Annotated in this window: 31 protein-coding genes and 2 tRNA genes; 30 read left to right on the forward strand and 3 right to left on the reverse strand. The window is 41.0% G+C overall.

Annotated features, from left to right (window positions below; all coding sequences use genetic code 11):
- Nucleotides 1-246 precede the first annotated feature (246 nt).
- Both radA and epsC read right to left on the reverse strand, forming a co-directional pair.
- Nucleotides 247-1596 carry a DNA repair protein RadA gene (radA, locus tag B4N75_RS03995; RefSeq protein ID WP_296706640.1) on the reverse strand — a complete coding sequence of 450 codons (1350 nt, stop codon included), beginning with the start codon at nt 1594-1596 and terminating at the stop codon, nt 247-249.
- 278 nt (nt 1597-1874) lie between these two features.
- Nucleotides 1875-2741, reverse strand: a complete 867-nt coding sequence (gene epsC, locus B4N75_RS04000; RefSeq protein ID WP_296017825.1) for a serine O-acetyltransferase EpsC — start codon at nt 2739-2741, stop codon at nt 1875-1877.
- A 142-nt stretch (nt 2742-2883) separates the two neighbouring features.
- On the opposite strand from epsC, the gene B4N75_RS04005 reads away from it, so the two are divergent.
- The 13 genes from B4N75_RS04005 (at nt 2884) to rpsG (ending at nt 15593) form a co-directional block, all read left to right on the forward strand.
- Nucleotides 2884-2956 (forward strand) — tRNA-Thr (locus B4N75_RS04005).
- A gap of 56 nt (nt 2957-3012) precedes the next feature.
- Nucleotides 3013-3189, forward strand: a complete 177-nt coding sequence (gene rpmG, locus B4N75_RS04010; RefSeq protein ID WP_078931290.1) for a 50S ribosomal protein L33 — start codon at nt 3013-3015, stop codon at nt 3187-3189.
- Nucleotides 3190-3242: 53 nt separating this feature from the next.
- A tRNA-Trp gene (locus B4N75_RS04015) sits at nt 3243-3315 on the forward strand.
- Between the two features lie 34 nt (nt 3316-3349).
- Complete coding sequence (gene secE, locus B4N75_RS04020) at nt 3350-3538, forward strand: preprotein translocase subunit SecE (RefSeq protein ID WP_296017833.1); 189 nt, start codon at nt 3350-3352, stop codon at nt 3536-3538.
- 16 nt (nt 3539-3554) lie between these two features.
- A complete protein-coding gene (nusG, locus tag B4N75_RS04025; protein ID WP_296706641.1) occupies nt 3555-4115 on the forward strand; it encodes a transcription termination/antitermination protein NusG in 561 nt (186 codons plus the stop codon).
- Between the two features lie 146 nt (nt 4116-4261).
- The gene (gene rplK / locus B4N75_RS04030) at nt 4262-4696 is read left to right on the forward strand and encodes a 50S ribosomal protein L11 (RefSeq protein WP_178844148.1); all 435 of its coding nucleotides are present in this window, start codon (nt 4262-4264) and stop codon (nt 4694-4696) included.
- Nucleotides 4696-5376, forward strand: a complete 681-nt coding sequence (gene rplA / locus B4N75_RS04035; protein ID WP_296017845.1) for a 50S ribosomal protein L1 — start codon at nt 4696-4698, stop codon at nt 5374-5376. Before rplK ends, rplA begins: the two co-directional genes overlap by 1 nt.
- A gap of 3 nt (nt 5377-5379) precedes the next feature.
- Nucleotides 5380-5922: a 50S ribosomal protein L10 gene (gene rplJ, locus B4N75_RS04040; RefSeq protein ID WP_296017852.1), complete on the forward strand. Its 543-nt coding sequence runs from the start codon at nt 5380-5382 to the stop codon at nt 5920-5922.
- A gap of 158 nt (nt 5923-6080) precedes the next feature.
- Complete coding sequence (gene rplL, locus B4N75_RS04045) at nt 6081-6458, forward strand: 50S ribosomal protein L7/L12 (RefSeq protein ID WP_078931296.1); 378 nt, start codon at nt 6081-6083, stop codon at nt 6456-6458.
- A gap of 295 nt (nt 6459-6753) precedes the next feature.
- The gene (gene rpoB / locus B4N75_RS04050) at nt 6754-10296 is read left to right on the forward strand and encodes a DNA-directed RNA polymerase subunit beta (RefSeq protein ID WP_296017861.1); all 3543 of its coding nucleotides are present in this window, start codon (nt 6754-6756) and stop codon (nt 10294-10296) included.
- Entirely contained in the window at nt 10289-14554 is a 4266-nt protein-coding gene (rpoC, locus tag B4N75_RS04055; RefSeq protein ID WP_296667955.1) for a DNA-directed RNA polymerase subunit beta', read from the forward strand. The genes rpoB and rpoC overlap by 8 nt, the downstream gene beginning before the upstream one ends.
- 174 nt (nt 14555-14728) lie before the next feature.
- Entirely contained in the window at nt 14729-15103 is a 375-nt protein-coding gene (gene rpsL / locus B4N75_RS04060; RefSeq protein WP_296017867.1) for a 30S ribosomal protein S12, read from the forward strand.
- Between the two features lie 19 nt (nt 15104-15122).
- A complete protein-coding gene (gene rpsG / locus B4N75_RS04065) occupies nt 15123-15593 on the forward strand; it encodes a 30S ribosomal protein S7 (protein WP_296017874.1) in 471 nt (156 codons plus the stop codon).
- A 2-nt stretch (nt 15594-15595) separates the two neighbouring features.
- On the opposite strand, the gene B4N75_RS04070 is transcribed toward rpsG, so the two are convergent.
- Nucleotides 15596-15775 (reverse strand): hypothetical protein, encoded by a 180-nt coding sequence (locus B4N75_RS04070; RefSeq protein WP_296667953.1) that lies wholly within the window; start codon nt 15773-15775, stop codon nt 15596-15598.
- A gap of 529 nt (nt 15776-16304) precedes the next feature.
- On the opposite strand from B4N75_RS04070, the gene tuf reads away from it, so the two are divergent.
- The 17 genes from tuf (at nt 16305) to rpsH (ending at nt 24602) form a co-directional block, all read left to right on the forward strand.
- Entirely contained in the window at nt 16305-17495 is a 1191-nt protein-coding gene (gene tuf, locus B4N75_RS04075) for an elongation factor Tu (RefSeq protein WP_296017886.1), read from the forward strand.
- A 63-nt stretch (nt 17496-17558) separates the two neighbouring features.
- A complete protein-coding gene (gene rpsJ, locus B4N75_RS04080) occupies nt 17559-17867 on the forward strand; it encodes a 30S ribosomal protein S10 (protein WP_078931303.1) in 309 nt (102 codons plus the stop codon).
- A 114-nt stretch (nt 17868-17981) separates the two neighbouring features.
- Nucleotides 17982-18602: a 50S ribosomal protein L3 gene (rplC, locus tag B4N75_RS04085; protein ID WP_296017894.1), complete on the forward strand. Its 621-nt coding sequence runs from the start codon at nt 17982-17984 to the stop codon at nt 18600-18602.
- Between the two features lie 17 nt (nt 18603-18619).
- Entirely contained in the window at nt 18620-19255 is a 636-nt protein-coding gene (rplD, locus tag B4N75_RS04090; protein ID WP_288516173.1) for a 50S ribosomal protein L4, read from the forward strand.
- A complete protein-coding gene (locus B4N75_RS04095; RefSeq protein ID WP_078931306.1) occupies nt 19255-19533 on the forward strand; it encodes a 50S ribosomal protein L23 in 279 nt (92 codons plus the stop codon). Before rplD ends, B4N75_RS04095 begins: the two co-directional genes overlap by 1 nt.
- A gap of 26 nt (nt 19534-19559) precedes the next feature.
- A complete protein-coding gene (gene rplB / locus B4N75_RS04100; RefSeq protein WP_078931307.1) occupies nt 19560-20384 on the forward strand; it encodes a 50S ribosomal protein L2 in 825 nt (274 codons plus the stop codon).
- Nucleotides 20385-20399: 15 nt separating this feature from the next.
- The gene (gene rpsS / locus B4N75_RS04105) at nt 20400-20675 is read left to right on the forward strand and encodes a 30S ribosomal protein S19 (protein WP_288516169.1); all 276 of its coding nucleotides are present in this window, start codon (nt 20400-20402) and stop codon (nt 20673-20675) included.
- An 11-nt stretch (nt 20676-20686) separates the two neighbouring features.
- On the forward strand, nt 20687-21043 hold the full coding sequence (rplV, locus tag B4N75_RS04110; protein ID WP_296017921.1) for a 50S ribosomal protein L22: 357 nt from the start codon (nt 20687-20689) through the stop codon (nt 21041-21043).
- 1 nt (nt 21044) lies between these two features.
- Entirely contained in the window at nt 21045-21797 is a 753-nt protein-coding gene (gene rpsC, locus B4N75_RS04115; protein ID WP_296017929.1) for a 30S ribosomal protein S3, read from the forward strand.
- 6 nt (nt 21798-21803) lie between these two features.
- Complete coding sequence (rplP, locus tag B4N75_RS04120; protein ID WP_078931311.1) at nt 21804-22220, forward strand: 50S ribosomal protein L16; 417 nt, start codon at nt 21804-21806, stop codon at nt 22218-22220.
- A gap of 10 nt (nt 22221-22230) precedes the next feature.
- Complete coding sequence (gene rpmC / locus B4N75_RS04125) at nt 22231-22443, forward strand: 50S ribosomal protein L29 (RefSeq protein WP_296667947.1); 213 nt, start codon at nt 22231-22233, stop codon at nt 22441-22443.
- Between the two features lie 10 nt (nt 22444-22453).
- On the forward strand, nt 22454-22729 hold the full coding sequence (gene rpsQ, locus B4N75_RS04130; RefSeq protein WP_078931313.1) for a 30S ribosomal protein S17: 276 nt from the start codon (nt 22454-22456) through the stop codon (nt 22727-22729).
- Nucleotides 22730-22746: 17 nt separating this feature from the next.
- A complete protein-coding gene (rplN, locus tag B4N75_RS04135) occupies nt 22747-23115 on the forward strand; it encodes a 50S ribosomal protein L14 (RefSeq protein WP_078931314.1) in 369 nt (122 codons plus the stop codon).
- A gap of 11 nt (nt 23116-23126) precedes the next feature.
- Nucleotides 23127-23441: a 50S ribosomal protein L24 gene (rplX, locus tag B4N75_RS04140; protein ID WP_296017958.1), complete on the forward strand. Its 315-nt coding sequence runs from the start codon at nt 23127-23129 to the stop codon at nt 23439-23441.
- Nucleotides 23441-23992 (forward strand): 50S ribosomal protein L5, encoded by a 552-nt coding sequence (gene rplE / locus B4N75_RS04145; RefSeq protein WP_078931316.1) that lies wholly within the window; start codon nt 23441-23443, stop codon nt 23990-23992. The genes rplX and rplE overlap by 1 nt, the downstream gene beginning before the upstream one ends.
- 10 nt (nt 23993-24002) lie before the next feature.
- Nucleotides 24003-24188, forward strand: a complete 186-nt coding sequence (locus B4N75_RS04150; RefSeq protein ID WP_296017969.1) for a type Z 30S ribosomal protein S14 — start codon at nt 24003-24005, stop codon at nt 24186-24188.
- 15 nt (nt 24189-24203) lie between these two features.
- A complete protein-coding gene (gene rpsH, locus B4N75_RS04155) occupies nt 24204-24602 on the forward strand; it encodes a 30S ribosomal protein S8 (RefSeq protein ID WP_078931318.1) in 399 nt (132 codons plus the stop codon).
- The last annotated feature ends 6 nt before the right edge of the window (nt 24603-24608 follow it).

The following is a 24608-nucleotide window of genomic DNA, read 5'->3' on the forward strand; positions in this document are numbered from 1 at the left end:
TCATCGCTCGGTTCTTCAATCGGAACTTTTGCCGCAGGCGCAAATTTTGCCGTTGTAATTGCAGAATTCGCAAAAGGTCTTTTTAAAAAATAAACAGGAGCGCATCTTTCTGTTTCAAAAGCATTTTTTTTCGTCAGCGTTCCATTCCAAAACAAAACCTGTGTTGCGTGGTTGCATTGCGCCGCTTCGCTTCGCAACGCGCTTTGCGCGCCACTTCACCCCGGGCTAATTTTTTAGTTTTTCGCCTTACTTTGCAAACAAAATTTTTACCATTTCTTTAATGCTTTCAATTTTTGTGCTTCCGTTGTCTTTTTCCGGGGCAAGCACGCTCGTAAAGCCCAAGTCTCCGGCTGTTTTAATCCGCTGCTTCAGCCTTGCAACAGGCCTTATTTCTCCTGCAAGAGAGAGTTCTCCGGTAATCACAGTGTTTTCTGGAATTGAAAGGTCTGTTCTTGCAGAATAAAGGCTTGCTGCCAAAGCCGCGTCAATAGAACTTTCCGTAAGGCGCACTCCGCCTGCAACGTTTATGTATAAATCCTGGTCGCTGAATCGTATGCCGGTGCGTTTTTCCAATACTGCCGCAACCCGTGCAACTCTCGCAGAATCAATCTTGTCGGAATAAACTCTGCTTATCGAAGATTTTGCCGGAACTGTCAATGCCTGAATTTCTACGATAAAAGCCCTGCTTCCTTCAAAAACCGCAGTGTTTGCAATTCCTGCCGGCATTTTTCCAGAGCGTTTTGTAATGAACATTGTGCTTGGATCTCCAACTCCTTCAAGTCCTTTGTCTGTCATTGCAAAAATTCCAAGCTCGTCAACAGAGCCAAAACGGTTTTTCTGTGCGCGCAAAAACCTTACCTCGTCGTCATTTCTTTCAAACGAAATTACTGTATCGACCATGTGCTCAAGGCTTTTTGGACCGGCGATATTTCCTTCTTTTGTAACATGTGCCGACATTATCAAAACGCTGTCGCGGCTTTTTACCCAGCCTGTAAGTTCATTTGCGCAGAATTTAAGCTGATTTATTGTTCCTGGAACAATTCCTGCTTCAACCGAATAAACCGTCTGAATCGAATCTATTACTACAAAAAGAGGATTTATGGCAGAAAGAGCATCTTTTATATCTTCTAGCCTCATTGTGCATAAAATTTCAATTCCTTTTGCGTCCAGATTCAATCTGTCTGCACGGCCTTTTAACTGGCCCGCGCTTTCTTCTCCAGAAACATAAAGAACTTTGCCGTATTTTTTTGCAATTGCCGCCGCTGTTTGAATCATAAGCGTAGATTTTCCAATCCCCGGTTCTCCGCCAATTAAAATTGCGCTGCGTTTCATTGCTCCGCCGCCTAGAACACGGTCAAATTCGCCAATTTCTGTCGAAATGCGTGCGTTTTCTTGAGCAGTTACATTTGCTAGAGGAACAGGCTTGATTTTTTCTGTTGCGTTCTTTCCAAAAGCGGCTGCTGTTGAGTTTGGGTCGGAAATACATTCTTCCAAAGTATTCCATGAACCGCATTCCGGGCAGCGGCCAAGCCAAGTCGGCTGTGTGTAGCCGCATTCCGAGCATTTATAGATAGTGATTGATTTTTTCTTTGCCATGTTTTTTATTCTATCGAATTTTTACTTAAAAATATCAAAATTTTATTAAAATCGACAATTTTTTTTATAAAAGTACTAGACATATTTTTTATTACGAATTATATTTATCTCAGCTTGTAAAAAAGCTGATAAACTCTCTCCGATGTCCAGCTTGCTGGACGGCAGGGTTCGCTGAAAACGTTGTCTTCGGCGGATCCTGTTTTTTTTGTTTTAAATGATTTTCTTTTGTTTTTGCGGTAATTAAGCTTTTTTTAGAGTTACCGCAAAAAAATTAAATTTTACTGATTTACTATGGTTCCGGCTGGTACGGATTTTATAATCCAGGTGTTTCCGCCGATTACAGCGCCTTTTCCGATTATTGTTTCTCCGCCGAGGATTGTTGCATTCGCGTAAATTGTTACATTGTCTTCAATTGTTGGATGCCGTTTTTTGTTCTGGTAATTTTTCTTTACGCTAAGGGCGCCAAGTGTTACGCCTTGGTAGATTTTTACATTTTTTCCAATAACGGTAGTTTCGCCAATTACAATTCCTGTTCCGTGGTCAATAAAAAAACTTTCGCCAATTTCTGCTCCAGGGTGGATGTCAATTCCTGTTTTTCCGTGAATATATTCGCTCATAATTCTTGGAATTACAGGAACTCCGCATTTGTGAATGTAGTGGGCGAGTCTGTAGACAACGATGGCTTCAAGTCCTGGATATGAAACTATTACCTCTTCATCGCTTTTTGCCGCAGGGTCGCCTTCAAAAAGCGCGATTACATCAAGGTGGATAAGGCGGCGAATGTCTGGCAACGCTTCTATTAAGCCAAGAGATGTTTTTTCTGCTTTTTCGTAATATCCGGATTTTTCGAGGTCTTCTGCGGAAATACTTTCGTTGCGGACTGTTCTTTCGTAAACTAGGGCTTTTTGAATTTCTTTTGTAAGCATATTTACGATTTTGTTGACGCGCTCGCCAGTTACGTAGCGTAAATTGTGACGGTCAATGTCTTCTGCGGTTCTGTAGCCTGGGAAGACAAGGCATTGTAATTCGTTTATTACAGAAACAACGTTTTCTCTGTTTGGAAAACTGTTTATTCCTTCGCCGTTTATTCCGCCGACTTCTTCGTACGATTCTAGAATCTTGTCAACCAGTTTGTGCATATCCATTGGGCTTCCCCTAAAAAAAATATTACGTTAGAAAACTAGCATAAAATTCAAGAAAATACTATATTTTTTAGAAATGAATTATTTTGCTCTTGACGAAAAATTGTATGTTCTATACACTTCTATAACACGTCATTGTTGACCTGCTCTTGTAGCTCAGTAGGCAGAGCACATCGTTGGTAACGATGAGGTCAGCGGTCCGATTCCGCTCGAGAGCTAGAAGCTAACGCTTAATAAGCATTTTTTTTGAAAATCTTTTTAGGAGAATATAAAAATGGGTAGCAAGAAAAAGACTTCGATTGATATTATTGCCCTTCAGTGTACAGACTGCAAACGCAAGAATTACACAACAACTAAGAATCGCAAAAATATTACAGGCAAACTTGAAAAGAATAAGTATTGTCCTTTCTGTCGCAAAGAAGTATTGCACAAAGAAACAAAAGCAAAATAAGCTTTTAAATTTTATATAAGGCTGTCTTTTTTTTAGACGGCTTAATATATTTTAGGTCGGTAGTTCAGTTGGTAGAGCATCGGTCTCCAAAACCGAGTGTCGCGAGTTCGAGTCTTGCCCGGCCTGTTATTAAAATTAATTTTTTTTATAGAGGAAAATTATGGCAAAAGCAGTTGATTTTATCAAAGAATGTGGTGCTGAACTTAAAAAGGTAGTTTGGCCAACAAAAGATGATGTAATTTCATCTGTAAAAGTTGTTGTTATTTCTTCAATTATTATTGCCGTAATTCTTGGTGCATTTGATCTTCTGTTCTCTGCTGGAATGAGTTTCCTTTTTCCTGCCGCATAAAAGAGGATTTTGGTTTATGTCTAAAAATTGGTACATAGTTCATACTTATACTGGTTATGAAAAGAAAATTCTTCGTACTGTTAATCAGATGCTTGAAGCAGGAGAACTTGATTCAAATATTATTACAGATGTAAAAGTTCCGGAAGAAGAAGTTGTAGAAATTAAAGACGGAAAAAGACACAGCAGAAAAAATATGATTCTTCCAGGATATATTATGCTGGAGATGGATTTGCCAGATTTTGGCTGGAAAGACCTTTGTGGAAAAATTCGTCATATTCAGGGAGTTACAGGTTTTGTAGGAACTAATCCTTCTGAAAGACCTCGTCCTATTTCTGCCGAAGAAGCAAAGTCTCTTCTTCTTAAAGCCGGTGAAATTAAGGGCGAGAAAAATGTTAAGATTAAACAGAATTATGCAATTGGCGATCAGGTGAAAATCACCGAAGGACCGTTTGCAACATTTAGCGGCTCGGTTGAAGAAATCGATCCTGCAAAAGGCAAGCTTCGTGTTATGGTTCAAATCTTTGGACGTGCAACACCAGTTGAAGTTGATCTTCTTCAAGTTGAAAAACTTATCTAGAATCGCATAGAATCAGCCCTGTTCTTTAATAGGGCTTTTCCTATATTTGGAAGAAATACAAGTCCGTTGGACAGAGGTATTTCGCTAGTGACTGGACTCTTTTTTTTTGAATCCAAGTCCGACACCAATTAAGGGAGCTATAAAAAATGGCTACAAAAAAGGTTACAGCTGTCATTAAATTACAGTGTCCAGCAGGATCGGCTACTCCGGCCCCGCCAATTGGACCTGCACTCGGACCTCACGGTGTTTCTGCGCCAGTATTCGTTCAGCAGTTCAATGACAGAACAAAGTCAATGGAAAAGGGACTTATTATCCCTGTAATCATTACCGTTTATCAGGATAGATCATTTACATTTATCTTGAAAACTCCACCAGCTGCTGTTCTTATTAAGAAAGCGCTCGGTCTTTCAAAAGGTTCAGGAAACCCTCTTCGTGACAAAGTAGGCAAACTTACACAAGCTCAGCTTACTGAAATTGCAACACAGAAAATGCCAGACATCAATGCAAACGACATTGAAGCTGCAAAAAAAATTATTGCCGGTACTGCACGCAGTATGGGTGTTGAAGTGGAGGCTGAATAATGAAACACGGAAAGAAATATTCTGAAGCTCTTAAAAAGTATGATCCACAGAAACACTATGCAGTTGCTGAAGCTTGCAAAGTTGTAAAAGACATCCACTTTGTAAAATTCGATGAAACTGTTGAACTCCATGTGGCTCTTCGTCTTGGAAAAAGCCAGACTGTACGTGATACATTGGTTTTCCCAAATCAGTTTACTGCAGAAAAGAAAGTTCTTGTATTCTGTCCAGAAGAACGCGCAAAAGAAGCTCTTGACGCAGGTGCAACTTACGCAGGTGCTGCTGAATATATCGACAAGGTAAAGAGCGGTTGGCTTGATTTTGATGTTGCAGTTGCTACACCAGATATGATGAAAGATGTTGGTCGTCTTGGTATGGTTCTCGGACGAAAAGGACTTATGCCTAACCCAAAAACAGGAACTGTTACAAATGACCTCGTTCATGCAATCAGCGAACTTAAAAAAGGTCGTACAGAATTCCGCGCAGACAAAGAAGGCGTAATTCACATTGCTGTAGGAAAAGTTTCTATGGATGCAGATAAAGTTGCAGAAAACGTAACAACTCTTCTTTCAGAACTTGACCGCAAAAAGCCGGCTGATGCAAAGGCTGACTTTGTACGCTCAGTATCAGTAAGCTCTTCAATGGGTCCTGGTGTTTGGGTAGATGTTAAGGAGGAGGCATAATCTATGGCTATTCTTGCTAAAAAACTCCAGCCTGCTAAAACAGCAGCTATCGAAGAAACAAAAAAAGTTTTTGCTGATTATAATGACTTCATCTTTACAGAATATCGTGGTCTTACAGTAGAACAGATTTCGGCACTTCGTGACAAACTTCGTGAACACGAAGCTCCAATGAAGGTTGTAAAGAATAACTTCGCTCGCGTTGCTTTTGAAGAAATGAAAATCGACAACGTTTCTGACTATCTTACAGGCCCAACAGCCGTTGTAATGGCAAAAGAAGACAGTAACGAAGCTGCAAAAGTTCTTTATGATTTTGCAAAAGACGCTCCTGCTCTTGTAATCAAGGGCGGATATATTGGCAATGAAATTTACGATCAGGCTAAAATGGAAGCTTATTCTAAGGTTCCTGGAAAGAAACAGCTTATCGCAATGCTCATGTCTGCAATCAATGGCCCAGTTCAGAAACTCGCTGCTACTTTGCAGGCTTATGTTGATAAAAAATCACAGGAAGGTGGAGCAGCTCCGGCAGAAGAAGCAAAAGCTGAGTAAGCACTTTGCAATTCTTGTGAAGCAAGGTCAGGCTTCATAGCTGTCGACTGTCCTTGCAAAAATATAAAATTGCGGAATAACGGTTCAGTTTGTTCCGCCCGCAATTAAACCTGAGTTAAATCAAAATGATTTAACATGCCTATTTAGGAGAAGATAATATGGCAGCAATCACACAGGATCAGATCCTTGACGCAATCGCAAACATGACAGTTCTCGAAGCTTCAGAACTCGTTAAAGCAATGGAAGAAAAATTTGGTGTTACAGCAGCAGTTGCAGTAGCAGCAGGTCCAGCAGCTGGTGGAGCGGCAGCAGAAGAAGAACAGACAGAATTCACAGTAACTCTCGAAGGCTTCGATGCAGCTAAAAAGATTGCAGTTATCAAAGCAGTTAAAGAAGCTCTCGGACTCGGTCTTGGTGAAGCTAAAACTTTGGTTGAAGGCGCACCAAAAACACTTAAAGAAGGTGTTTCTAAGGCTGAAGCTGATGAACTCATCAAGAAAATGGAAGAAGCTGGTGGTAAAGCTTCTAAAAAATAAGTCAGTTTCGGTTAAACCGGATTACTTAAAAAAAGTCGCATAAACGACATTCACATTAAATGCTTACGTTTAGAGTTAATAAAATGTTGGCTTCTAAATGTAAGCTTTTAGTGTCTAAAGTGGATTTTAGAAAGTCCAAAAATATGATATTAGCATCATCGCCAGATGATGTTTTTTGCCGTAGACCCGGCATATAGCTTTTTAATTTTGTGCTGTATCTTTAATTTCAGTATGTCATACGGATTTTTTGATATGTAGCAATTTTAATAAGTAAAGTCCCTCATAGGAGAACTAGATGTTCGCCAAAAGCAGAACCATCAATCGTCAGTACTTCGGAAAAAATATCCAAAACTTTATGGAAATTCCGAACCTTATCGACATTCAGCTTTCATCTTACGAAAGTTTCCTGCAGAAAGAAAAGCTGGATAACAATGAGCCTCTTGAAAACAAAGGTCTTCAGGAAGTATTTGATTCAACTTTCCCAATCGAAAGTCCAGACGGCAATATGTCGCTGGAATATGAATTTTACAAACTCGAAGAAGAAAATATTAAGTTTACAGAACTTCAGTGTAAACAGAAAGGATTGACTTATTCTGTTCCATTAAAGGCAAGAATCAACCTTAATTTTAAGGATACAGGCGCAATTCTTCAGAAAGATATATATATGGGCGATATTCCGCTCATGACAGACCGCGGTACTTTTATCGTAAATGGCGCTGAACGCGTTGTAGTTTCTCAGATCCACCGTTCGCCAGGTGTAATTTTTAATCACGAAAAAGGCGTTTATTCATCTCGCATTATTCCTTACCGTGGTTCTTGGCTTGAATTTGAAATTGACCAGAAAAAAGATTTGATTTATGCAAAAATTGACCGCAAAAAGAAAATCTTGGGAACAATTTTCCTCCGCGCACTTGGTTTTTCAACTCGCGAAGAAATCATTGACCAGTTCTACGAAACAGAAACAGTAGCTGTTGACGCTGCAAAAAAAGAAGAGCTCGTAGACAAAGTTCTCGCACGTGCCGTAAAAATTAAAAATGAAGATGGAGAAGAAAAAATTCTTCTTCGCGCAGGTTCAACTCTTCACATGCACGAAGTTGACGATCTTATTTCTCAGAATGTAAAAGAAATCACAATCATTCTTTTTGATGCACGTAAAAAGAAAGGCAACAAAGATGAGCACAATCCTTCGCTTGACAGCAGAATGATTATCAACTGTTTTGAACGCGAAGATATGAAGTACACAAAAGAAGGCGCTTCTGACGAAGAACCAACTCTTGAAGATGCTCTTACAGCGGTGTTCTCTATTTTAAAACCAGGCGAACCAATGGCTGCCGAAGCTGCAAAGAACGAACTTGAAGGCATGTTCTTCAACATTCGTCATTATGACCTTGGACGCGTTGGCCGCTATAAGTTGAATAAAAAATTCGACATTTATTCAGAACCTGTTGAAACTCATACTCTTGTAAAGAGCGACATCATCAATACGATGAAGCATCTTGTAAAAGTTTACATTGGAAACGAAGTTCTCGATGATATTGACCATCTTGGCAACCGTCGTATTCGCTCTGTAGGTGAACTTATGACAAATTCTCTCAAAACAGCATTTGCCCGCATGGAGAGAATTGCAAAAGAACGCATGAGCTTAAAAGAAACTGAAACAATGAAGCCTCAGGATTTGATTTCGATTAAACCGATTGTGGCTGCAATCAAGGAATTCTTTGGTTCTTCTCAGCTGTCTCAGTTCATGGATCAGATTAACCCTCTTTCTGAGCTTACTCACAAACGTCGTCTTAATGCTCTTGGTCCTGGCGGTCTTTCCCGTGACCGTGCCGGATTTGAAGTTCGCGATGTACATTACACTCACTATGGACGCATGTGCCCGATTGAAACTCCTGAAGGCCCAAACATCGGTTTGATTGTTTCTCTTGCTATCTTTACCCGTGTGAACGAATACGGATTTCTTGAAACACCATACCGCAAAGTCGTTGACGGAAAAGCAACTGACAAAGTTGAATATCTTTCGGCAATGGACGAAGACAGATACTACATCGGTCAGGTTGCTGAAGGCATGAAGGCTGACGGTTCTTTCCCGACAGAAATGGTTTCTTGCCGTCACGTTGGCGATTATACAACTCGCAACGTAAAAGACATTCAGTACATGGACGTTTCTCCACGTCAGGTTATTTCGGTTTCTGCATCTCTTGTTCCATTCCTTGAACACGATGACGCCAACCGTGCTTTGATGGGTTGTAACATGCAGCGTCAGGGCGTTCCACTTTTATTCCCGGAGCCGCCGTTTGTTGGAACTGGTATGGAAGCAAAAGCTGCTTACGATTCTGGTGTTCTTATTAAGGCAAAACACGATGGCGAAGTTGTTTGGGTAGAAAGCGACCTTATTAAAGTTAAGGTTGACGGTTCTGATAAAATTGATGAATATCCTCTTCTTAAATATCAAAGAACTAACAACGATACTTGTAACCATCAGCGTCCTACTGTTGAAGTTGGCGAAAAAGTTAAAAAAGGCGATGTTCTTGCTGACGGTCCGGCAACTTTCAACGGAGAACTTTCTCTCGGCCGCAACCTCCTTGTTGGATTCGTTCCATGGAATGGTTACAACTACGAAGACGCTGTACTTATCAGTCGCCGCGTAGTAAAAGAAGATATGTATACTTCTATTCATATCAAAGAATTCCAGACAGAAATCCGCGAAACTAAACTTGGTCCAGAAAAAATTACCCGCGATGTTCCAAATACATCTGAAAAAATGCTTAACAATTTGGACGCAGAAGGAATTATTCGCATTGGTGCAAAAGTTCGTTCAGGCGACATTCTTGTTGGAAAAGTTACTCCAAAATCAGAAACAGAAACAACTCCTGAATTCAAGCTTTTGAACTCAATCTTCGGTGAAAAGGCAAAAGAAGTTCGCGATTCTTCATTGCGCGTTCCACATGGAATTGAAGGCGTAATTATCGATGTTCAGCGTATGAAGAGAACTGAAGGCGATGATTTGAACCCTGGCGTTGATGAAGTTGTAAAAGTTCTTATTGCAAATAAACGTAAACTTCGCGAAGGCGACAAAATGGCCGGACGTCACGGAAACAAAGGTGTTGTTGCACGTATTCTTCCAGAAGAAGACATGCCGTACTTGGCAGACGGAACTCCGCTTGATGTTTGTCTTAATCCGCTTGGTGTACCTTCACGTATGAACATTGGTCAGATTATGGAATCTGAGCTTGGAATTGTAGGCCGCTACCTCAATCAGTATTTTGAATCTCCAGCTTTCCAGACTCCTTCTCAGGAACAAATTGCTGAAAAACTTATCGAAGCAGGACTTAGTCCGGATTGTAAACAGATTGTTCGCGATGGACGCACTGGTGAACCATTTGTAAATCCGATTTTTGTTGGTGTAATCTACTTCCTAAAACTGCATCACCTTGTTGATGACAAAATGCACGCTCGTTCAACAGGACCTTATTCACTTGTTACTCAGCAGCCACTTGGTGGTAAAGCTCAGTTTGGTGGTCAGCGTCTTGGAGAAATGGAAGTTTGGGCGCTTGAGGCTTATGGCGCTGCAAACACATTGCAGGAAATGATGACGATTAAGTCTGACGATATGAATGGACGTTCAAAAGTTTACGAATCAATCGTAAAAGGTGACCCGACGGCAGCAGCTGGTGTTCCAGAATCATTTAACGTAATGGTACAGGAACTTCGCGGTCTTGCTTTGGACTTTAAAATTTATGACGCAAAGGGAAAGAGAATTGCCCTTACCGAACGCGACCAGGAACTGATTGACAAGGCAAGTTCTGGTTTCGAAAAGGAGAATGAAGATGCGTGATATTCAAGATTTTGATTCAATAAAAATAAAGCTCGCCAGCCCGGACGATATCCGCAGCTGGTCTTATGGTGAAGTAAAAAAGCCGGAAACAATCAATTATCGTACTCTCAGACCAGAGAAAGACGGACTTTTCTGTGAACGCATTTTCGGAACTACAAAGGAATGGGAATGTTACTGCGGAAAATTTAAGTCAATTCGCTACAAGGGCGTAATCTGCGACCGTTGCGGTGTTGAAGTTACTCACTTTAAGGTTCGCCGTGAACGCACTGGCCATATTGAGCTTGCTGCGCCGGTAAGCCATATTTGGTACTATCGCTCTGTTCCAAGCCGCATGGGACTTTTGCTTAATATGCAGGTTGCCCAGCTTCGTTCGGTTCTTTATTACGAAAAATATATTGTAATTGATCCGGGCGACACAGAGCTCAAGAAAGGTCAGCTTCTTTCGGAAGATGAATACAACGAAGATGTTGAGCGCTATGGACAGGAATTCACAGCGGGAATGGGCGCAGAAGCAATTAAAACAATGCTCGAAAACCTTAATCTTGATGAGCTTGCTGCTGAGCTCCGCGAAAAAATGCGCGAAAAGGGAACAAAAACAGACAAGCGCCTTCTCAAACGCATTCAGATTGTTGAAGATTTCCGTTCTTCAGGAAACAAAGCTTCTTGGATGATTTTGGACGTTATTCCAGTAATTCCGCCTGATCTTCGTCCTATGGTTCAGCTTGATGGCGGACGTTTTGCAACATCAGACTTGAACGATCTTTATCGCCGTGTAATCAACCGCAATAACCGTCTTAAAAGACTTATGCAGCTTTCGGCTCCGGATATTATCATCCGCAACGAAAAACGTATGCTTCAGGAAGCAGTTGATGCTTTGTTTGACAATTCAAAACGCAAGCGGGTTGTAAAAGGCGCTTCAAACAGACCTCTCAAATCAATCAGCGATATGCTTAAAGGTAAACAGGGACGTTTCCGTCAGAACCTTCTTGGTAAGCGCGTAGACTACTCTGGCCGTTCGGTAATCGTTGTTGGTCCGGAACTTAAGCTTTGGCAGTGCGGTCTTCCGACAAAAATGGCTCTTGAATTGTTCAAGCCATTTATAATGAAGAAACTTGTTGATAAGGACATTGTTCTCAACATCAAAAAAGCAAAAACTCTTGTTGAACAGGAAGCTCCTGAAGTATATGCGATTCTTGATGAAGTAGTACGCGAACATCCTGTAATGCTTAACCGTGCTCCTACTTTGCACCGTCTTGGTATTCAGGCATTTGAACCTGTCCTTGTTGAAGGAAAGGCACTCAAGCTTCATCCTCTCGCATGTAAGGCTTTTAACGCCGACTTCGACGGAGACCAGATGGCTATTCACGTTCCTCTTACACAGGCTGCTCAGATGGAATGTTGGACTTTGATGCTTTCTGCGCGCAACCTTCTTGACCCTGCAAACGGAAATACAATTGTTTATCCATCGCAGGATATGGTTCTTGGTATTTACTATATGACTTCAGTAAAACCAAATGCAAAGGGAACAGGAAAACGCTTCTCAAATGATGATGAAGTTACAATGGCTGCAGAAGACGGATATATCGAATGGAATGCCGAAATTAAGGTGCCAGCACCGATAGATTCGTTTAACGGCGACTTTAAACAGGGTGATTTAATCACAACTACAGCAGGACGTATTCGTTTTAACGCGGAAATGCCTGACGGTGTAGGATTTGTAAACCAGCGCATGGGCGACAAAGATCTTCGCAAGATGATTGAAAAAGTTTATCACACGAAGGGCGCATGGCTTACAATTCAGATGCTTGATGCCGTAAAGGCATGCGGTTATCACAACGCAACATTCTTTGGTGCAACTCTTTCTATGGAAGATATTCTTATTCCAGAAGAAAAGAAACCGATGGTTGACGAAGCAAATAAACAGGTTGAAGAAATTGTTGGCCAGTATTCTCGCGGTGTAATTACAGCAGATGAACGCTACAATAAAGTAACTGATATTTGGGCTCGTACAAACGAAAAATTGACAGAAATCATGTACGACAAGCTTCAGAAAGACAAGAACGGATTCAACACAATCTATATGATGGCTGATTCCGGTGCCCGCGGTTCTAAAAAACAGATTTCTCAGCTGGCTGCAATGCGTGGCTTGATGGCTAAACCTAACGGCGACATCATTGAATTGCCTGTAAAATCAAACTTCCGCGAAGGTCTTTCGGTTATTGAATACTTTATTTCTTCAAATGGTGCCCGCAAAGGTCTTACAGATACTGCGCTTAAGACAGCCGATGCCGGTTACATGACCCGTCGTCTTGTTGATGTTGCTCAGGATGTTGTTGTTAATCTTGAAGACTGCGGAACAATCAACGGTATTGAATATTCTGCAATCAAAAATGGAGACGAAATTCTTACTCCGCTTTCAAAGAGAATTGCAGGTCATTTCTCTATTGAGCGTGTAATTCATCCTGTAACTGGAGAAGTTCTTTGCGAATCAAATGAATATATTACAGATGAACTTGCTAAGAAAATCGAAGATGCTGGTGTCGAAAAAGTAAAGCTCAGAACTGTTCTTACTTGTGAAGCTGAACATGGCGTATGTGTAAAATGTTATGGCAAAAATCTTGCCCGTAACAAACTTGTTGAAATCGGTGAAGCTGTCGGTGTTATCGCTGCTCAGTCAATCGGTCAGCCAGGTACACAGCTTACAATGCGTACATTCCATGTTGGTGGCACAGCCTCTAAGGAAACAGAAGACAACAAGATTGTTCTTCCTTACGATGTTCTTATCGGAACAGTTGCCGGAACTCATGTTGTTACAGACGACGGACATTGGTTGTTTACTCGTAAAGGCAGCATGATGGCGACCCGTCTTATCGACACTCTCAATGTTGAGTCGGGAGATAAGGTTGTTGTTGAAGATGAAGCACGCGTTCTTAAGGGAACAGTTCTTGTTGAAAAGAAATCTGGAAATATTACTGCTAAAGAAAACGGACACATCATTATTAAAGACGGTGTAGTTTATCTTGCAAGTAATGAACAGAAAGTTGAAATTAGCAACGGTTCAACAATTATGGTAAAAGAAGGTGACATCGTTAAGAGTGGCGATGTTATCGGTACATTCGACCCATTCTCTGAACCAATTATTGCTGAAGTAAGCGGATATATTCACTTTGACGATGTAATTCTCGGTCAGACACTTGAAGAAATTGTCGATGTAAACTCAGGAAAAACAGAGCGCCGTATCAGTGATTTGCACTTGGATGTAAAGCAGCCTCGTATTCTTATTACAGACGAAGTTGGAAATGAGCTTGGTTCATATTACTTGCCAGCGGGCGCTGTTCTTCGTGTAGAAGACAAGCAGCAGATTGAAGCAGGTAAAACTCTTGCAAGCATGCCGGTTGCCGCTGCAAAAACAAACGATATTACTGGTGGTCTTCCTCGTGTATCAGAATTGTTCGAAGCAAGAAAACCAAAAATTCCTTGCGTTCTCGCACAGATTTCTGGAACTGTTAAGTTCAAGGGAATTACTAAAGGTAAACGTGTTATTGTTGTAGAAGATGAATACGGAAAACAGTTTGAACATGTTGTTCCAATGACACGCCGTCTGTTTGTTCGTGATGGAGATCAGGTAGTTGCAGGTGAGCAGCTTTGTGACGGTGCGGCAAGTGCTCATGATATTCTTGCGATTCTCGGTGAAAATGCGCTGATGGATTACCTTATGAATGAAATTCAGGGCGTATACTCTGCACAGGGTGTAACAATTGCCGACAAACATATTGGTGTAATTGTTCGTCAGATGCTTCGCAAGGTTGAAATTGTGTCTGTTGGAGATACAAAATTTATTTATGGGCAGCAGGTTGATAAATACCACTTCCGCGAAGAGAATAGGCGTATCATTGCAGAGGGCGGTCAGCCGGCAGTTGCACGTCCAATGTTCCAAGGTATTACAAAGGCTGCTCTTGCAACAGACTCTTTTGTATCTGCATGTTCGTTCCAGGAAACAACCCGTGTTCTTACGAACGCTGCAATAAAAGGCGAAGAAGACCATCTCCGCGGTTTGAAAGAAAATGTAATTATAGGCCACAGGATTCCTGCTGGAACTGGTATTAAAGATTACAGGAACATAAAACTGTTTGATGGTTCTGATAACGACCTTGATGTTCAGATGGAAGAAGTTTTGGAACGCCGTCGTCTTGAACAGGAACGCGAAAAAGAAGCTGCGTATCCTCCTATCAATGACAGTGCTTCTGAAGAAGACTAGTCATCATCAAAATCCAGTGAATTTTTTTTGAATAAATTTGCTGGATTTTGATAAAATTCAGTTGACCGATAGTTAAAAAATTCGGTATGATTGAATACCCTATACTTTTAAAGTGTAGTTTTGTTTGTTATTTTGACCGGGGTGCTGACCGGCATACAAATAGGAGATTAGGCGATGCCTACAATTAATCAATTGATTCGTAAGGGTAGACAGGCACTTGCAAACCAGACTAAAGCTCCCGCACTTGAGTCTTGTCCACAGAAACGTGGCGTTTGCACTCGTGTAATGACTGTTACACCAAAAAAACCAAACTCAGCTCTCCGCAAGGTAGCTCGTGTTCGTTTGTCAAATGGAATTGAAGTTACTGCATATATTCCAGGTATTGGACATAATTTGCAGGAACACTCAGTTGTTCTTATCCGTGGTGGCCGTGTAAAGGATCTTCCGGGTGTACGCTACCACATTATCCGCGGTACAAAAGATACTCTTGGTGTAGAAGGACGCAAACGCGGTCGTTCTAAGTACGGTGCTAAGAGACCTAAGGCATAATATTTAAAGGAGAATTACTATGGGAAGACATAAGAAATCAGTAAATCGTCCTATTATGCCAGACGCAAAATACAACAGCCCTGTTGTAACAAAATTTGTTTCACGCATGATGTTGGATGGAAAAAAACAGACTTGTACAAAAATCGTCTATGAAGCAATGGACAAACTTAAGGCAAAAACAAATCAGGATCCTCTTGAAGTATTCATGAAAGCTCTTGAAAATGTAAAACCATTGGTAGAAGTAAAGTCTCGCCGTGTTGGTGGTGCAACTTATCAGGTTCCGATGGAAATCAGAGATTCTCGTCGCGAAGCTTTGGCTATGCGCTGGATTATTGGCGCAGCTCGCAGCAGAAGCGGTCACGGAATGGCAGAAACTTTGGCTTCAGAACTTTTTGATGCATTCAACAATACTGGTTCTGCATATAAAAAGAAGGAAGATGTGCACAAGATGGCAGAAGCAAACAAAGCATTTGCTCACTATCGCTGGTAGTATTATTCTTGATAAAGGCCTGTCTGTAAAATCTGGCAGGTCTTTTTTTTATTTGGGTGGCTTTTTGCTGTGCAAAAATCGAGCTTTTCGGGGTTGTCATTCCTTCGGAACGGCTTCGCCGCCCCTGCAATCTCTGCCACGAAAAAAATGGCATGTTGTTTTGTTAAGCTAAAGTTTTCCATGATGAAACTCTGCTTTTTTTTTCTTAATTTTATGCAAAATATCAAATTATTTTACTTTTAAGTATTGAAATTATTTATAAAAAAATATATAAATATAAAACAGTCTGAATAGATATATTTAGATTAAGGGTTCTTTGAATTTTTCAGACAGACTTCAATTTTTTTATTAAGTCTGACTTAAGCCGTAAAGTTAATTGCTATGCAATTTTCAGGCTGGGTAGCCCTAGAAGCAAAGTCTAGCGGTTTTTCTGAGGCAGACAATCCTTTGTTTGTCGGTAATTCTGAACGCCAGACTTAATTATTTGGATTTTAATCTGATGATGACAGGTGGTGTCGGAAAAATTCTTCGAAAATATGGAGAATTGCTTTTTTGTAACAACTTTTCATAAATCAGATAAAAATAAAATAGTGTGTATGCGAATGTGCTGTTTTCTGTACGAAAATGGTTCCATTCTGGCTTAAAGTGCATCACATAAATCATCTTTTTTAAGCCGGATAAAAGAAAGATAATTCGGCAAAGGAGAAAAACATGGCAAAGGAGAAGTTCGTTAGAACTAAACCTCACATGAACGTTGGTACTATTGGTCACGTAGACCATGGTAAGACAACACTTTCTGCGGCTATCACTACTTATTGTGCAAAAAAATACGGTGATAAGCTTTTGAAGTACGATGAAATCGACAATGCTCCAGAGGAAAAAGAGCGTGGTATTACAATCAATACACGTCACCTTGAGTATCAGTCAGACAAGCGCCACTACGCTCATATCGACTGTCCAGGACACGCTGACTATGTAAAAAACATGATTACTGGTGCTGCTCAGATGGACGGCGCAATTCTCGTAATTGCTGCTACTGACGGTGTTATGGCTCAGACAAAAGAACACCTTCTTCTTGCTCGTCAGGTAGGTGTACCAAAGATTATCGTATTCCTCAACAAAGTTGACCAGCTCGATGGCGATGAAGAAATGCTGATGCTCGTAGAAGAAGACGTAAAAGACACAATCCAGAAATACGGATTCTCTGCGGATACACCAATTATCAAAGGTTCTGCTTTCAAAGCTTTGAACGAGTCTGATAATCCAGAAAACACAAAATGTATCGAGGAACTTCTTGCCGCAATGGACAGCTGGTTCGATGATCCAGTTCGCGATGATCAGAAGCCATTCCTTATGCCAATTGAAGACATCTTCACAATCTCTGGACGTGGTACAGTAGTTACTGGACGTATCGAACGTGGTGTTGTTAATATGAACGACCCAGTAGAAATCGTAGGTATTCGCCCGACACAGTCTTCAACTGTAACAGGTATCGAAATGTTCCAGAAAACTCTTGATCAGGGTCAGGCTGGTGATAACGTAGGTATTCTTCTTCGTGGTGTTGAAAAGAAAGATGTTGTACGTGGACAGGTTCTTGCAGCTCCAGGCTCAATCCACCCACATACAAAGTTTGAGGCACAGATTTACGTTCTTTCTAAGGAAGAAGGTGGACGTCACTCACCATTCTTCTCTGGATACCGCCCGCAGTTCTACTTCCGCACAACAGATATTACAGGTACTGTAGAACTTGAACCAGGCACAGATATGGTAAAACCAGGTGATAACGTAAAAATTATCGGCGAACTTATTCACCCAATCGCTATGGATGAAGGTCTTAAACTCGCTATCCGTGAAGGCGGTCGCACAATCGCTTCTGGACAGGTTACAAAAATCATCGAATAGTAAAATTAGTGATTGAAAGCACAGCGACTTTTAGTCACTGTGCTTAATCATTGGAGTGAATAAATGGCTAACGGAAAAATTCGTGTTAGACTTCGTGCTTTTGATGTTGAACTTATCGATCAGAGCGCAAAATCAATCGTGCAGACAGTGCAGAAGGCAGGAGCAAAGGTTTCTGGTCCTATCCCACTTCCAACAAGAATCAATAAGGTAACAGTTCTTCGTTCACCGCATGTAAACAAAAAGTCGCGTGAACAGTTTGAAATGAGAACTCACAAACGTCTTATTGATATCTTAAATCCAACATCTGATGTAATGGATTCTTTGATGAAACTTGAATTGCCTGCAGGTGTAGATGTAGAAATTAAACAGTAAGAGCTAGGCTGCGTCGCAGTTAAGTCTTATTGAAAAACGGTAACGGTCCCTTGGATCAGGGATGGCGGCCGACAGAGAAGAAAGTTTGCTTTCTTCTATAGGAGAAATATCAGAATGAAAGGTCTGATTGCAAAAAAAGTAGGAATGACACAGGTATTCGACAGCAACGGCGAACTGACACCAGTAACCGTGATCCATGTAGAACCGAATACAGTTGTTGCTACAAAAACAAAGGAAGCAAATGGCTATGATGCTGTTGTTCTCGGTCTTGAAGATATAAAAGAATCAAAGATCAGCAAAGCATACAAAGGTCAGTTTCCAGAAAATGTATCGCCAAAACGTCATTTGAAAGAATTCAGAGAATTCGAACAGGAAGTTAAAGTAGGCGATCAAATTGGACTTGAGTTGTTTGAATCAACATCTTATCTCGATGTTACAGCAACTTCAAAAGGTAAAGGATTCCAGGGCGTTATGAAACGCTGGGGCTTCCATGGCGGACGTGCAACTCACGGCTCTAAGTTCCATCGCGAAGCAGGTGGTACGGGAAATTGTACAACACCTGGACACAGCCTTAAAAATGTAAAAATGCCAGGACGCATGGGTTTTGAGCGTGTAACAGTTCAGAATCTTAAGATTGTAAAAATCGACCCTGAGCTTAAAGTTATTATGGTACGTGGTGCTGTTCCTGGAGTTAAGGATTGCACTCTTATCATCAAGTCTGCAGTAAAGAAGTAATCCGGAGGAAATGAGAAATGGATAAGAAAGTTTTTTCAACCGATGGTAAAGAACTGCGCACAATTACGCTTGATGATAGCATTTTCGGACTTCCAGTTAATGAAGATGTTATTTACTATGCCATCAATAACGAATTAGCAAACAAACGTGTTGGAACAGCTTGTACAAAAACTCGTTCTGAAGTACACGGATCAAATGCTAAACCATACAAACAGAAGGGAACAGGTCACGCTCGTCGTGGTGATAAAAAATCTCCAATCAATGTTGGCGGCGGTACAATCTTTGGCCCAAAACCACGTGATTTTGGTTTTGAACTCCCTAAAAAGGTTAAACGCCTTGCTATGAAATCAATTTTGAGCTTACAGGCTCAGAGCGACAGACTTACTGTTGTAGAAGATTTCACTGTTGAAAGCGGAAAAACAAAAGACTTGTTGAAAGTTCTTAACAATTTTGCTAAGGATGAACGCACAGTCGTTATTCTTAAAGATGATGATGCAAAAATTAAACAGGCTGGACGTAACCTCCACAATGTTTACTTCTTGTCTTTCAACCGTCTTCGTGCACATGACCTCTTCTACGGAAGAAAGGTTATCTTGCTCGAATCGGCAGCTAAGAATCTTTCAGAATTCTATAAAGAAGGGGAGGCTAAATAATGACTGATATTCTTATTGAGCCAGTACTGTCTGAAAAAGCAACTGCTTTGCGCGAACAGGGCAAATATACTTTCAAAGTAGCCCCAGATGCTAACAAAACACAGATAAAAGAAGCAGTATCGAAACTCTTCAATGTTACAGTTGTAAAAATTACTACTGTAAATGTTCTCGGTAAAGTTAAAAGGGTTCGTGGAAAACCTGGAAAAACTGCCGACTGGAAAAAGGCAATTGTTCGTCTCGCTCCAGGAGAAACAATTAAGGTATTCGAGGGCGTTTAAGCCTTCGTTAAATTAAGGGGAACCAGATGGCTCTTAAAGTTTTTAAACCATACACTGCTGGTACTCGTACCCGCATCGATTTGGTAAGAGAAGAACTGACAACCGATAAACCCGAAAAAAGTCTGGTATCAGGTCTTAAGTCAAATGGTGGACGCGGTCAGGGTGGTCGTATTTCTGTACGTCATCAGGGTGGTGGACACAAAAGAAAGTATCGCGTAATTGATTTTAAACGCAATAAGCACGGAATTCCTGGAACTGTAAAAACTATTGAATACGATCCAAACCGCAGTGCAAATATTGCTTTGATTTATTATGCAGATGGCGAAAAACGCTATATTATTGCTCCAAAAGGACTTACTGTAGGACAGAAAATTATGTCTGGTGAAAACGCAGTTCCAACTGTTGGAAACGCACTTCCACTTGAAGTAATTCCTGTTGGTTTTACAGTTCACAACATTGAATTGACACTTGGCCGTGGTGGACAGCTTGCCCGCTCAGCAGGTGCTTCTGCTCTTGTTGCTGCTAAAGACGGTGAGTATGTTGTAATTCGCCTTCCTTCAGGTGAAACACGCCGTGTCTTTGGAAAATGCTATGCAACAATTGGCGTTGTTGGTAATGAAGAACGTATGAACACTCAGCTTGGTAAAGCTGGTCGCAGACGTTGGCTCGGTATCCGTCCAACAGTTCGTGGTATGGCTATGAACCCGGTTGATCATCCGCTTGGTGGTGGTGAAGGGGCTGGTAAAGGACATCAGCCTGTTACACCTTGGGGACAGCCATGTAGAGGTTATAAGACTCGCAATAAGAGAAAGCCTTCTAACCGTTTCATTGTTTCACGCCGTAAGAAGTAGTAGGAGTAGTTAACAATGTCAAGATCAGTTAAGAAAGGACCTTTTATTGAAAAGAGTCTTTACAAGAAAGTTATTGAAATGAATAAAGAGTCAGACAAGAAAATGATTAAAACATATTCTCGTTGCTCTACAATCATTCCAGAAATGGTTGGAAACACAATCAGTGTTTACAACGGTAAGTCATGGATTCCTGTATATGTTACTGAAAATCTCGTTGGCCATAAGCTCGGCGAATTTGCTCCAACTCGTACATTTAAAGGACATGGCGGCACTGATAAGAGTGCTAAATAAAGGTGGATACTATGGCAGAGAAAAAAGGTTATGTAGCCACTACAAAATTCCTGATTGCATCACCAACTAAGGTTCGTCCAGTTGCTAATGTAATTAAGCAGAAGAAATGCTCAGAAGCTTTGGCAGTTCTTGAAAATATGCCACAGAAGGGTGCAAGGTTGATAAAAGGTACTCTTAAATCAGCTGTTGCTAACGCTCTGTATGCAAACAAGAATCTCGATGAAGATATGCTCTACATCAAGGAAATTCGTATTGATGAAGGTCCGAGACTTAAGAGAGTTTGGTTCCGTGCTCGCGGTCGTGCTGATCAGCTCTTAAAACGTATGTGCCATATCACCGTCATTGTTGACGAGAAGGCGGGGGAATAAAGTGGGTCAGAAAGTAAATCCTATCGGTTTGCGTCTTGGAATTAACAAGACATGGCAGTCTCGCTGGTATGCTGGTCCTCGCGACTATGCAGACCTGGTTCTTGAGGATATTAAAATCCGCAAGTTGGTAAGAGAATTACCTGAATGCCAGAACGCAGATATTGCAGAAATCGAAATCGTACGTCACCCGCAGCGTGTTACAATTGTAATTCACACAGCACGCCCAGGTGTAATTATTGGTGTAAAAGGTGCTAACATCGAAAAAATCAGTGCTGAAATTCAAGCGCAGTTTGCTTCTAAAAAAGTTCAGATTAAGATTAAAGAAGTAAAACGTGCTGATATCAACGCTTCTCTTATTGCACAGAACGTTGGACGCCAGCTTGCAGGACGTGGTTCATTCCGCAAGGCTCTTAAGCAGGCTTCTTCTAGCGCGATGAAAGGTGGAGCACAGGGAATTAAGATCCGTTTGTCAGGTCGTCTTGGTGGCGCAGAAATGAAACGCTCAGAAGAACATAAGGAAGGACGTGTTCCTCTTCATACTCTTCGTGCAGACATTGATTACGCTACATACGAAGCTCATACAACCTATGGAAAAATTGGTGTAAAAGTATGGGTTTACAACGGTATGAACTACGGTATTGAAAAGAATGAAGATGCTGGACAGATTGTTCGCAAGCCTCATCGTGATCGCTCTCAGTCTAATGACTCAAGAGCAAAACGCCCTGCTCGCGCAGCAGATTCTTCAAAGGAGTAACATAAAATGCTTAGTCCTAAAAGAGTTATTCACCGTAAAGTACAGCGCGGTAAAGTAAAAGGAAATGCCACACGTGCTAACAATATTGACTTTGGTCAGATTGCTCTTGTAGCTCTCGAACCAGTTTGGCTTCAGGCTCGTCATATTGAAGCTGCTCGTGTTGCTATCAACCGTAAGCTTGAACGTAAGGGTAATGTTTGGCTTCGTGTATTCCCAGATAAACCAATTACCAAAAAACCGTCGGAAGTCCGCATGGGTAAGGGAAAAGGTTCTCCAGAATTTTGGGCTGCAAACATTAAACCTGGTGTAATTTTGTTTGAAGTTGGTGGAATTGATATTAAACTTGCAGAACAGGCTCTTAAGCTTGCCGCAGACAAACTTCCAATTAGAACAAAGATTGCTTACAAACCAACTATCGACTAAGGAGTAAGATATGGCTAATTCAAAGAAAAAGAATGTAAAAGAAATGTCTTACGCTGAATTGATAGCTGAACGTAACGACATGAAACAGAAATACATGGATCTCCGTTTCCAAATGGTAATCGGCCATGTTGATAACCCAATGCAGAAGCGTACTATGCGTCGCCAGATTGCGACTATTAATACGCTCATCCGTGCAAAAGAAATTGCCGGACAGACTAAGTAGGAGCTAACCCGTGGCAGAACAGGAAGTTCAGACTAAAAAGGGAGCAAAACGTTCTTTCGTAGGTATCGTAACAAGCGACAAAATGGAAAAAACCATCGTTGTTTCAATCGATACAAAGAGAATGAACCCTCTCTATAAGAAATACGTTACACAAACTAAAAAGTGTAAAGCGCATGATGAAAAGAACGAAGCTCACATTGGTGACACAGTTCGCATCATTGAATGCAGTCCAATCAGCAAAGATAAATGCTGGAGACTTGCAGAAATCATCGAAAGAGCAAAGTAAGCTAAAGGAGTTATAAAATGCTGCAGATGCAATCAAAATTGACTGTTGCCGATAACTCCGGAGCAAAAGTTGCTCAGGTTATCAAGGTTCTCGGTGGTACACACCGCCGTTATGCCGGTATCGGTGATATTGTAGTAGTAGCAATCAAGGAAGCAATTCCTACTTCTACTATAAAAGAAGGTACAGTTGAAAAAGCTGTAATCGTTCGTGTTTCAAAAGAATACCGTCGTCCAGATGGAACTTACATTCGTTTTGATGATAATGCTTGCGTTATCGTTGATGCTGATGGAAATCCAAAAGGAAAACGTATTTTTGGACCTGTTGCACGTGAACTCCGTGATATGGACTTCATGAAGATCGTATCACTTGCTCCAGAAGTACTGTAAGGAGAATCAATATGGAAAAGAAATTTAAGATCCGTAAAGACGATACCGTACAGGTAATCGCTGGAAAAGACAAAGGTAAACGTGGTGCTGTTGTTCGCGTAATTGCTAAAAAGGATGCTGTAATTGTATCTGGAATTAACATGGTAAAAAAAGCAATGAGAAAACGCAGTCAACAGGATCAAGGTGGAATCGCAGAAATCGAAGCTCCACTTAATATTTCAAATGTTGCGATCGTATGTAAAAAATGCGGTCCAACTAAAATTGGATTCAAAATTGACGGCGACAAGAAAACTCGTGTTTGCCGTAAGTGTGGAGAAGCACTGTAATGGATAAGTACGTACCACGGCTTAAGAAAGTCTATAAGGACACTATCGCTCCTGAGCTCTTCAAAGAGCTCGGTTATACATCCGTAATGCAGATTCCTGCTATAAAAAAAGTAGTAGTAAGCATGGGTGTCGGCGAAGCTCTCACTAACAAGAAACTCCTTGATGCCGCAGTAGCTGATTTAACTCAGATTACTGGACAGCATGCTGTTAAGACGAAGGCCAGAAAAAGTATTGCTAACTTTAAACTTCGTGAGGGCAATGAAGTTGGTGTAATGGTAACATTGCGCGGTAACATTATGTATGAATTTTTGGACCGCCTTATCAATGTTGCATTACCTCGTGTAAAGGATTTTCGCGGAATCAAAGCAACAGGTTTTGATGGACACGGAAATTTTTCTCTTGGTATTACAGAACAGATTATCTTCCCAGAAATCGATTTCGACAAAATTGTAAAGATTGCTGGTATGAATATCTCGATTGTAACAAGTGCTCGCACAGATGCGGAAGCTCGTGCATTGCTTACCAAGTTCAATATGCCTTTCAGAAAGTAGGTGAGGAACAATGGCTAAGAAATCAATGGTTATAAAAGCAGATCGCACACCTAAATATAGCACTCGTCGCTATAACAGATGTCAGATTTGTGGTCGTCCACGCGGTTATTTGCGCAAATTTAAAGTTTGCCGTATTTGTTTCCGCAAGTTAGCAAGCGAAGGCCTTTTGCCAGGCGTAACAAAATCAAGTTGGTAGTGGAGGAGAAAGAAAATGAGTACATCAGACCCAATAGCAGATATGCTCACTAAGGTTCGTAATGCTGTTCAGGCTCGCCACGAAAAAGTAGATGTTTCTACATCTAAACTTAAGCTTGAAATTGTTAAGATCCTTAAAACAGAAGGTTATATTAAGAATTTTAAGAAAGTTCAGGAAGAAGGTCATTCTATCATCCGTATTTTCTTGAAGTATGATGAAGCAAATGCGCCGGTTATCCACGGAATTGAAAAGATTTCAACTCCAGGTCGTCGTATTTATTCTGGCTATAAAGAGTTGCCACGTGTTCTTAATGGATATGGTACGCTGATCGTTTCAACTTCTTCTGGTGTAACAACTGGAAAGAAAGCAAGTGAAAAAATGGTTGGTGGCGAACTCGTTTGCAAAGTTTGGTAATAGGAG

The sequence above is a fragment of the Treponema sp. UBA7570 genome, assembly GCA_002477955.1.
GTDB lineage: Bacteria > Spirochaetota > Spirochaetia > Treponematales > Treponemataceae > Treponema_D.

What these genes read in the sequence shown, in the direction of transcription:
- radA (WP_296706640.1), bottom strand. Translation starts at nt 1,596, where the DNA reads ATGGCAAAGAAAAAATCAATCACTATCTATAAATGCTCGGAATGCGGC.
- epsC (WP_296017825.1), bottom strand. Translation starts at nt 2,741, where the DNA reads ATGGATATGCACAAACTGGTTGACAAGATTCTAGAATCGTACGAAGAA.
- rpmG (WP_078931290.1), top strand. Translation starts at nt 3,013, where the DNA reads ATGGGTAGCAAGAAAAAGACTTCGATTGATATTATTGCCCTTCAGTGT.
- secE (WP_296017833.1), top strand. Translation starts at nt 3,350, where the DNA reads ATGGCAAAAGCAGTTGATTTTATCAAAGAATGTGGTGCTGAACTTAAA.
- nusG (WP_296706641.1), top strand. Translation starts at nt 3,555, where the DNA reads ATGTCTAAAAATTGGTACATAGTTCATACTTATACTGGTTATGAAAAG.
- rplK (WP_178844148.1), top strand. Translation starts at nt 4,262, where the DNA reads ATGGCTACAAAAAAGGTTACAGCTGTCATTAAATTACAGTGTCCAGCA.
- rplA (WP_296017845.1), top strand. Translation starts at nt 4,696, where the DNA reads ATGAAACACGGAAAGAAATATTCTGAAGCTCTTAAAAAGTATGATCCA.
- rplJ (WP_296017852.1), top strand. Translation starts at nt 5,380, where the DNA reads ATGGCTATTCTTGCTAAAAAACTCCAGCCTGCTAAAACAGCAGCTATC.
- rplL (WP_078931296.1), top strand. Translation starts at nt 6,081, where the DNA reads ATGGCAGCAATCACACAGGATCAGATCCTTGACGCAATCGCAAACATG.
- rpoB (WP_296017861.1), top strand. Translation starts at nt 6,754, where the DNA reads ATGTTCGCCAAAAGCAGAACCATCAATCGTCAGTACTTCGGAAAAAAT.
- rpoC (WP_296667955.1), top strand. Translation starts at nt 10,289, where the DNA reads ATGCGTGATATTCAAGATTTTGATTCAATAAAAATAAAGCTCGCCAGC.
- rpsL (WP_296017867.1), top strand. Translation starts at nt 14,729, where the DNA reads ATGCCTACAATTAATCAATTGATTCGTAAGGGTAGACAGGCACTTGCA.
- rpsG (WP_296017874.1), top strand. Translation starts at nt 15,123, where the DNA reads ATGGGAAGACATAAGAAATCAGTAAATCGTCCTATTATGCCAGACGCA.
- B4N75_RS04070 (WP_296667953.1), bottom strand. Translation starts at nt 15,775, where the DNA reads ATGGAAAACTTTAGCTTAACAAAACAACATGCCATTTTTTTCGTGGCA.
- tuf (WP_296017886.1), top strand. Translation starts at nt 16,305, where the DNA reads ATGGCAAAGGAGAAGTTCGTTAGAACTAAACCTCACATGAACGTTGGT.
- rpsJ (WP_078931303.1), top strand. Translation starts at nt 17,559, where the DNA reads ATGGCTAACGGAAAAATTCGTGTTAGACTTCGTGCTTTTGATGTTGAA.
- rplC (WP_296017894.1), top strand. Translation starts at nt 17,982, where the DNA reads ATGAAAGGTCTGATTGCAAAAAAAGTAGGAATGACACAGGTATTCGAC.
- rplD (WP_288516173.1), top strand. Translation starts at nt 18,620, where the DNA reads ATGGATAAGAAAGTTTTTTCAACCGATGGTAAAGAACTGCGCACAATT.
- B4N75_RS04095 (WP_078931306.1), top strand. Translation starts at nt 19,255, where the DNA reads ATGACTGATATTCTTATTGAGCCAGTACTGTCTGAAAAAGCAACTGCT.
- rplB (WP_078931307.1), top strand. Translation starts at nt 19,560, where the DNA reads ATGGCTCTTAAAGTTTTTAAACCATACACTGCTGGTACTCGTACCCGC.
- rpsS (WP_288516169.1), top strand. Translation starts at nt 20,400, where the DNA reads ATGTCAAGATCAGTTAAGAAAGGACCTTTTATTGAAAAGAGTCTTTAC.
- rplV (WP_296017921.1), top strand. Translation starts at nt 20,687, where the DNA reads ATGGCAGAGAAAAAAGGTTATGTAGCCACTACAAAATTCCTGATTGCA.
- rplP (WP_078931311.1), top strand. Translation starts at nt 21,804, where the DNA reads ATGCTTAGTCCTAAAAGAGTTATTCACCGTAAAGTACAGCGCGGTAAA.
- rpmC (WP_296667947.1), top strand. Translation starts at nt 22,231, where the DNA reads ATGGCTAATTCAAAGAAAAAGAATGTAAAAGAAATGTCTTACGCTGAA.
- rplN (WP_078931314.1), top strand. Translation starts at nt 22,747, where the DNA reads ATGCTGCAGATGCAATCAAAATTGACTGTTGCCGATAACTCCGGAGCA.
- rplX (WP_296017958.1), top strand. Translation starts at nt 23,127, where the DNA reads ATGGAAAAGAAATTTAAGATCCGTAAAGACGATACCGTACAGGTAATC.
- rplE (WP_078931316.1), top strand. Translation starts at nt 23,441, where the DNA reads ATGGATAAGTACGTACCACGGCTTAAGAAAGTCTATAAGGACACTATC.
- B4N75_RS04150 (WP_296017969.1), top strand. Translation starts at nt 24,003, where the DNA reads ATGGCTAAGAAATCAATGGTTATAAAAGCAGATCGCACACCTAAATAT.
- rpsH (WP_078931318.1), top strand. Translation starts at nt 24,204, where the DNA reads ATGAGTACATCAGACCCAATAGCAGATATGCTCACTAAGGTTCGTAAT.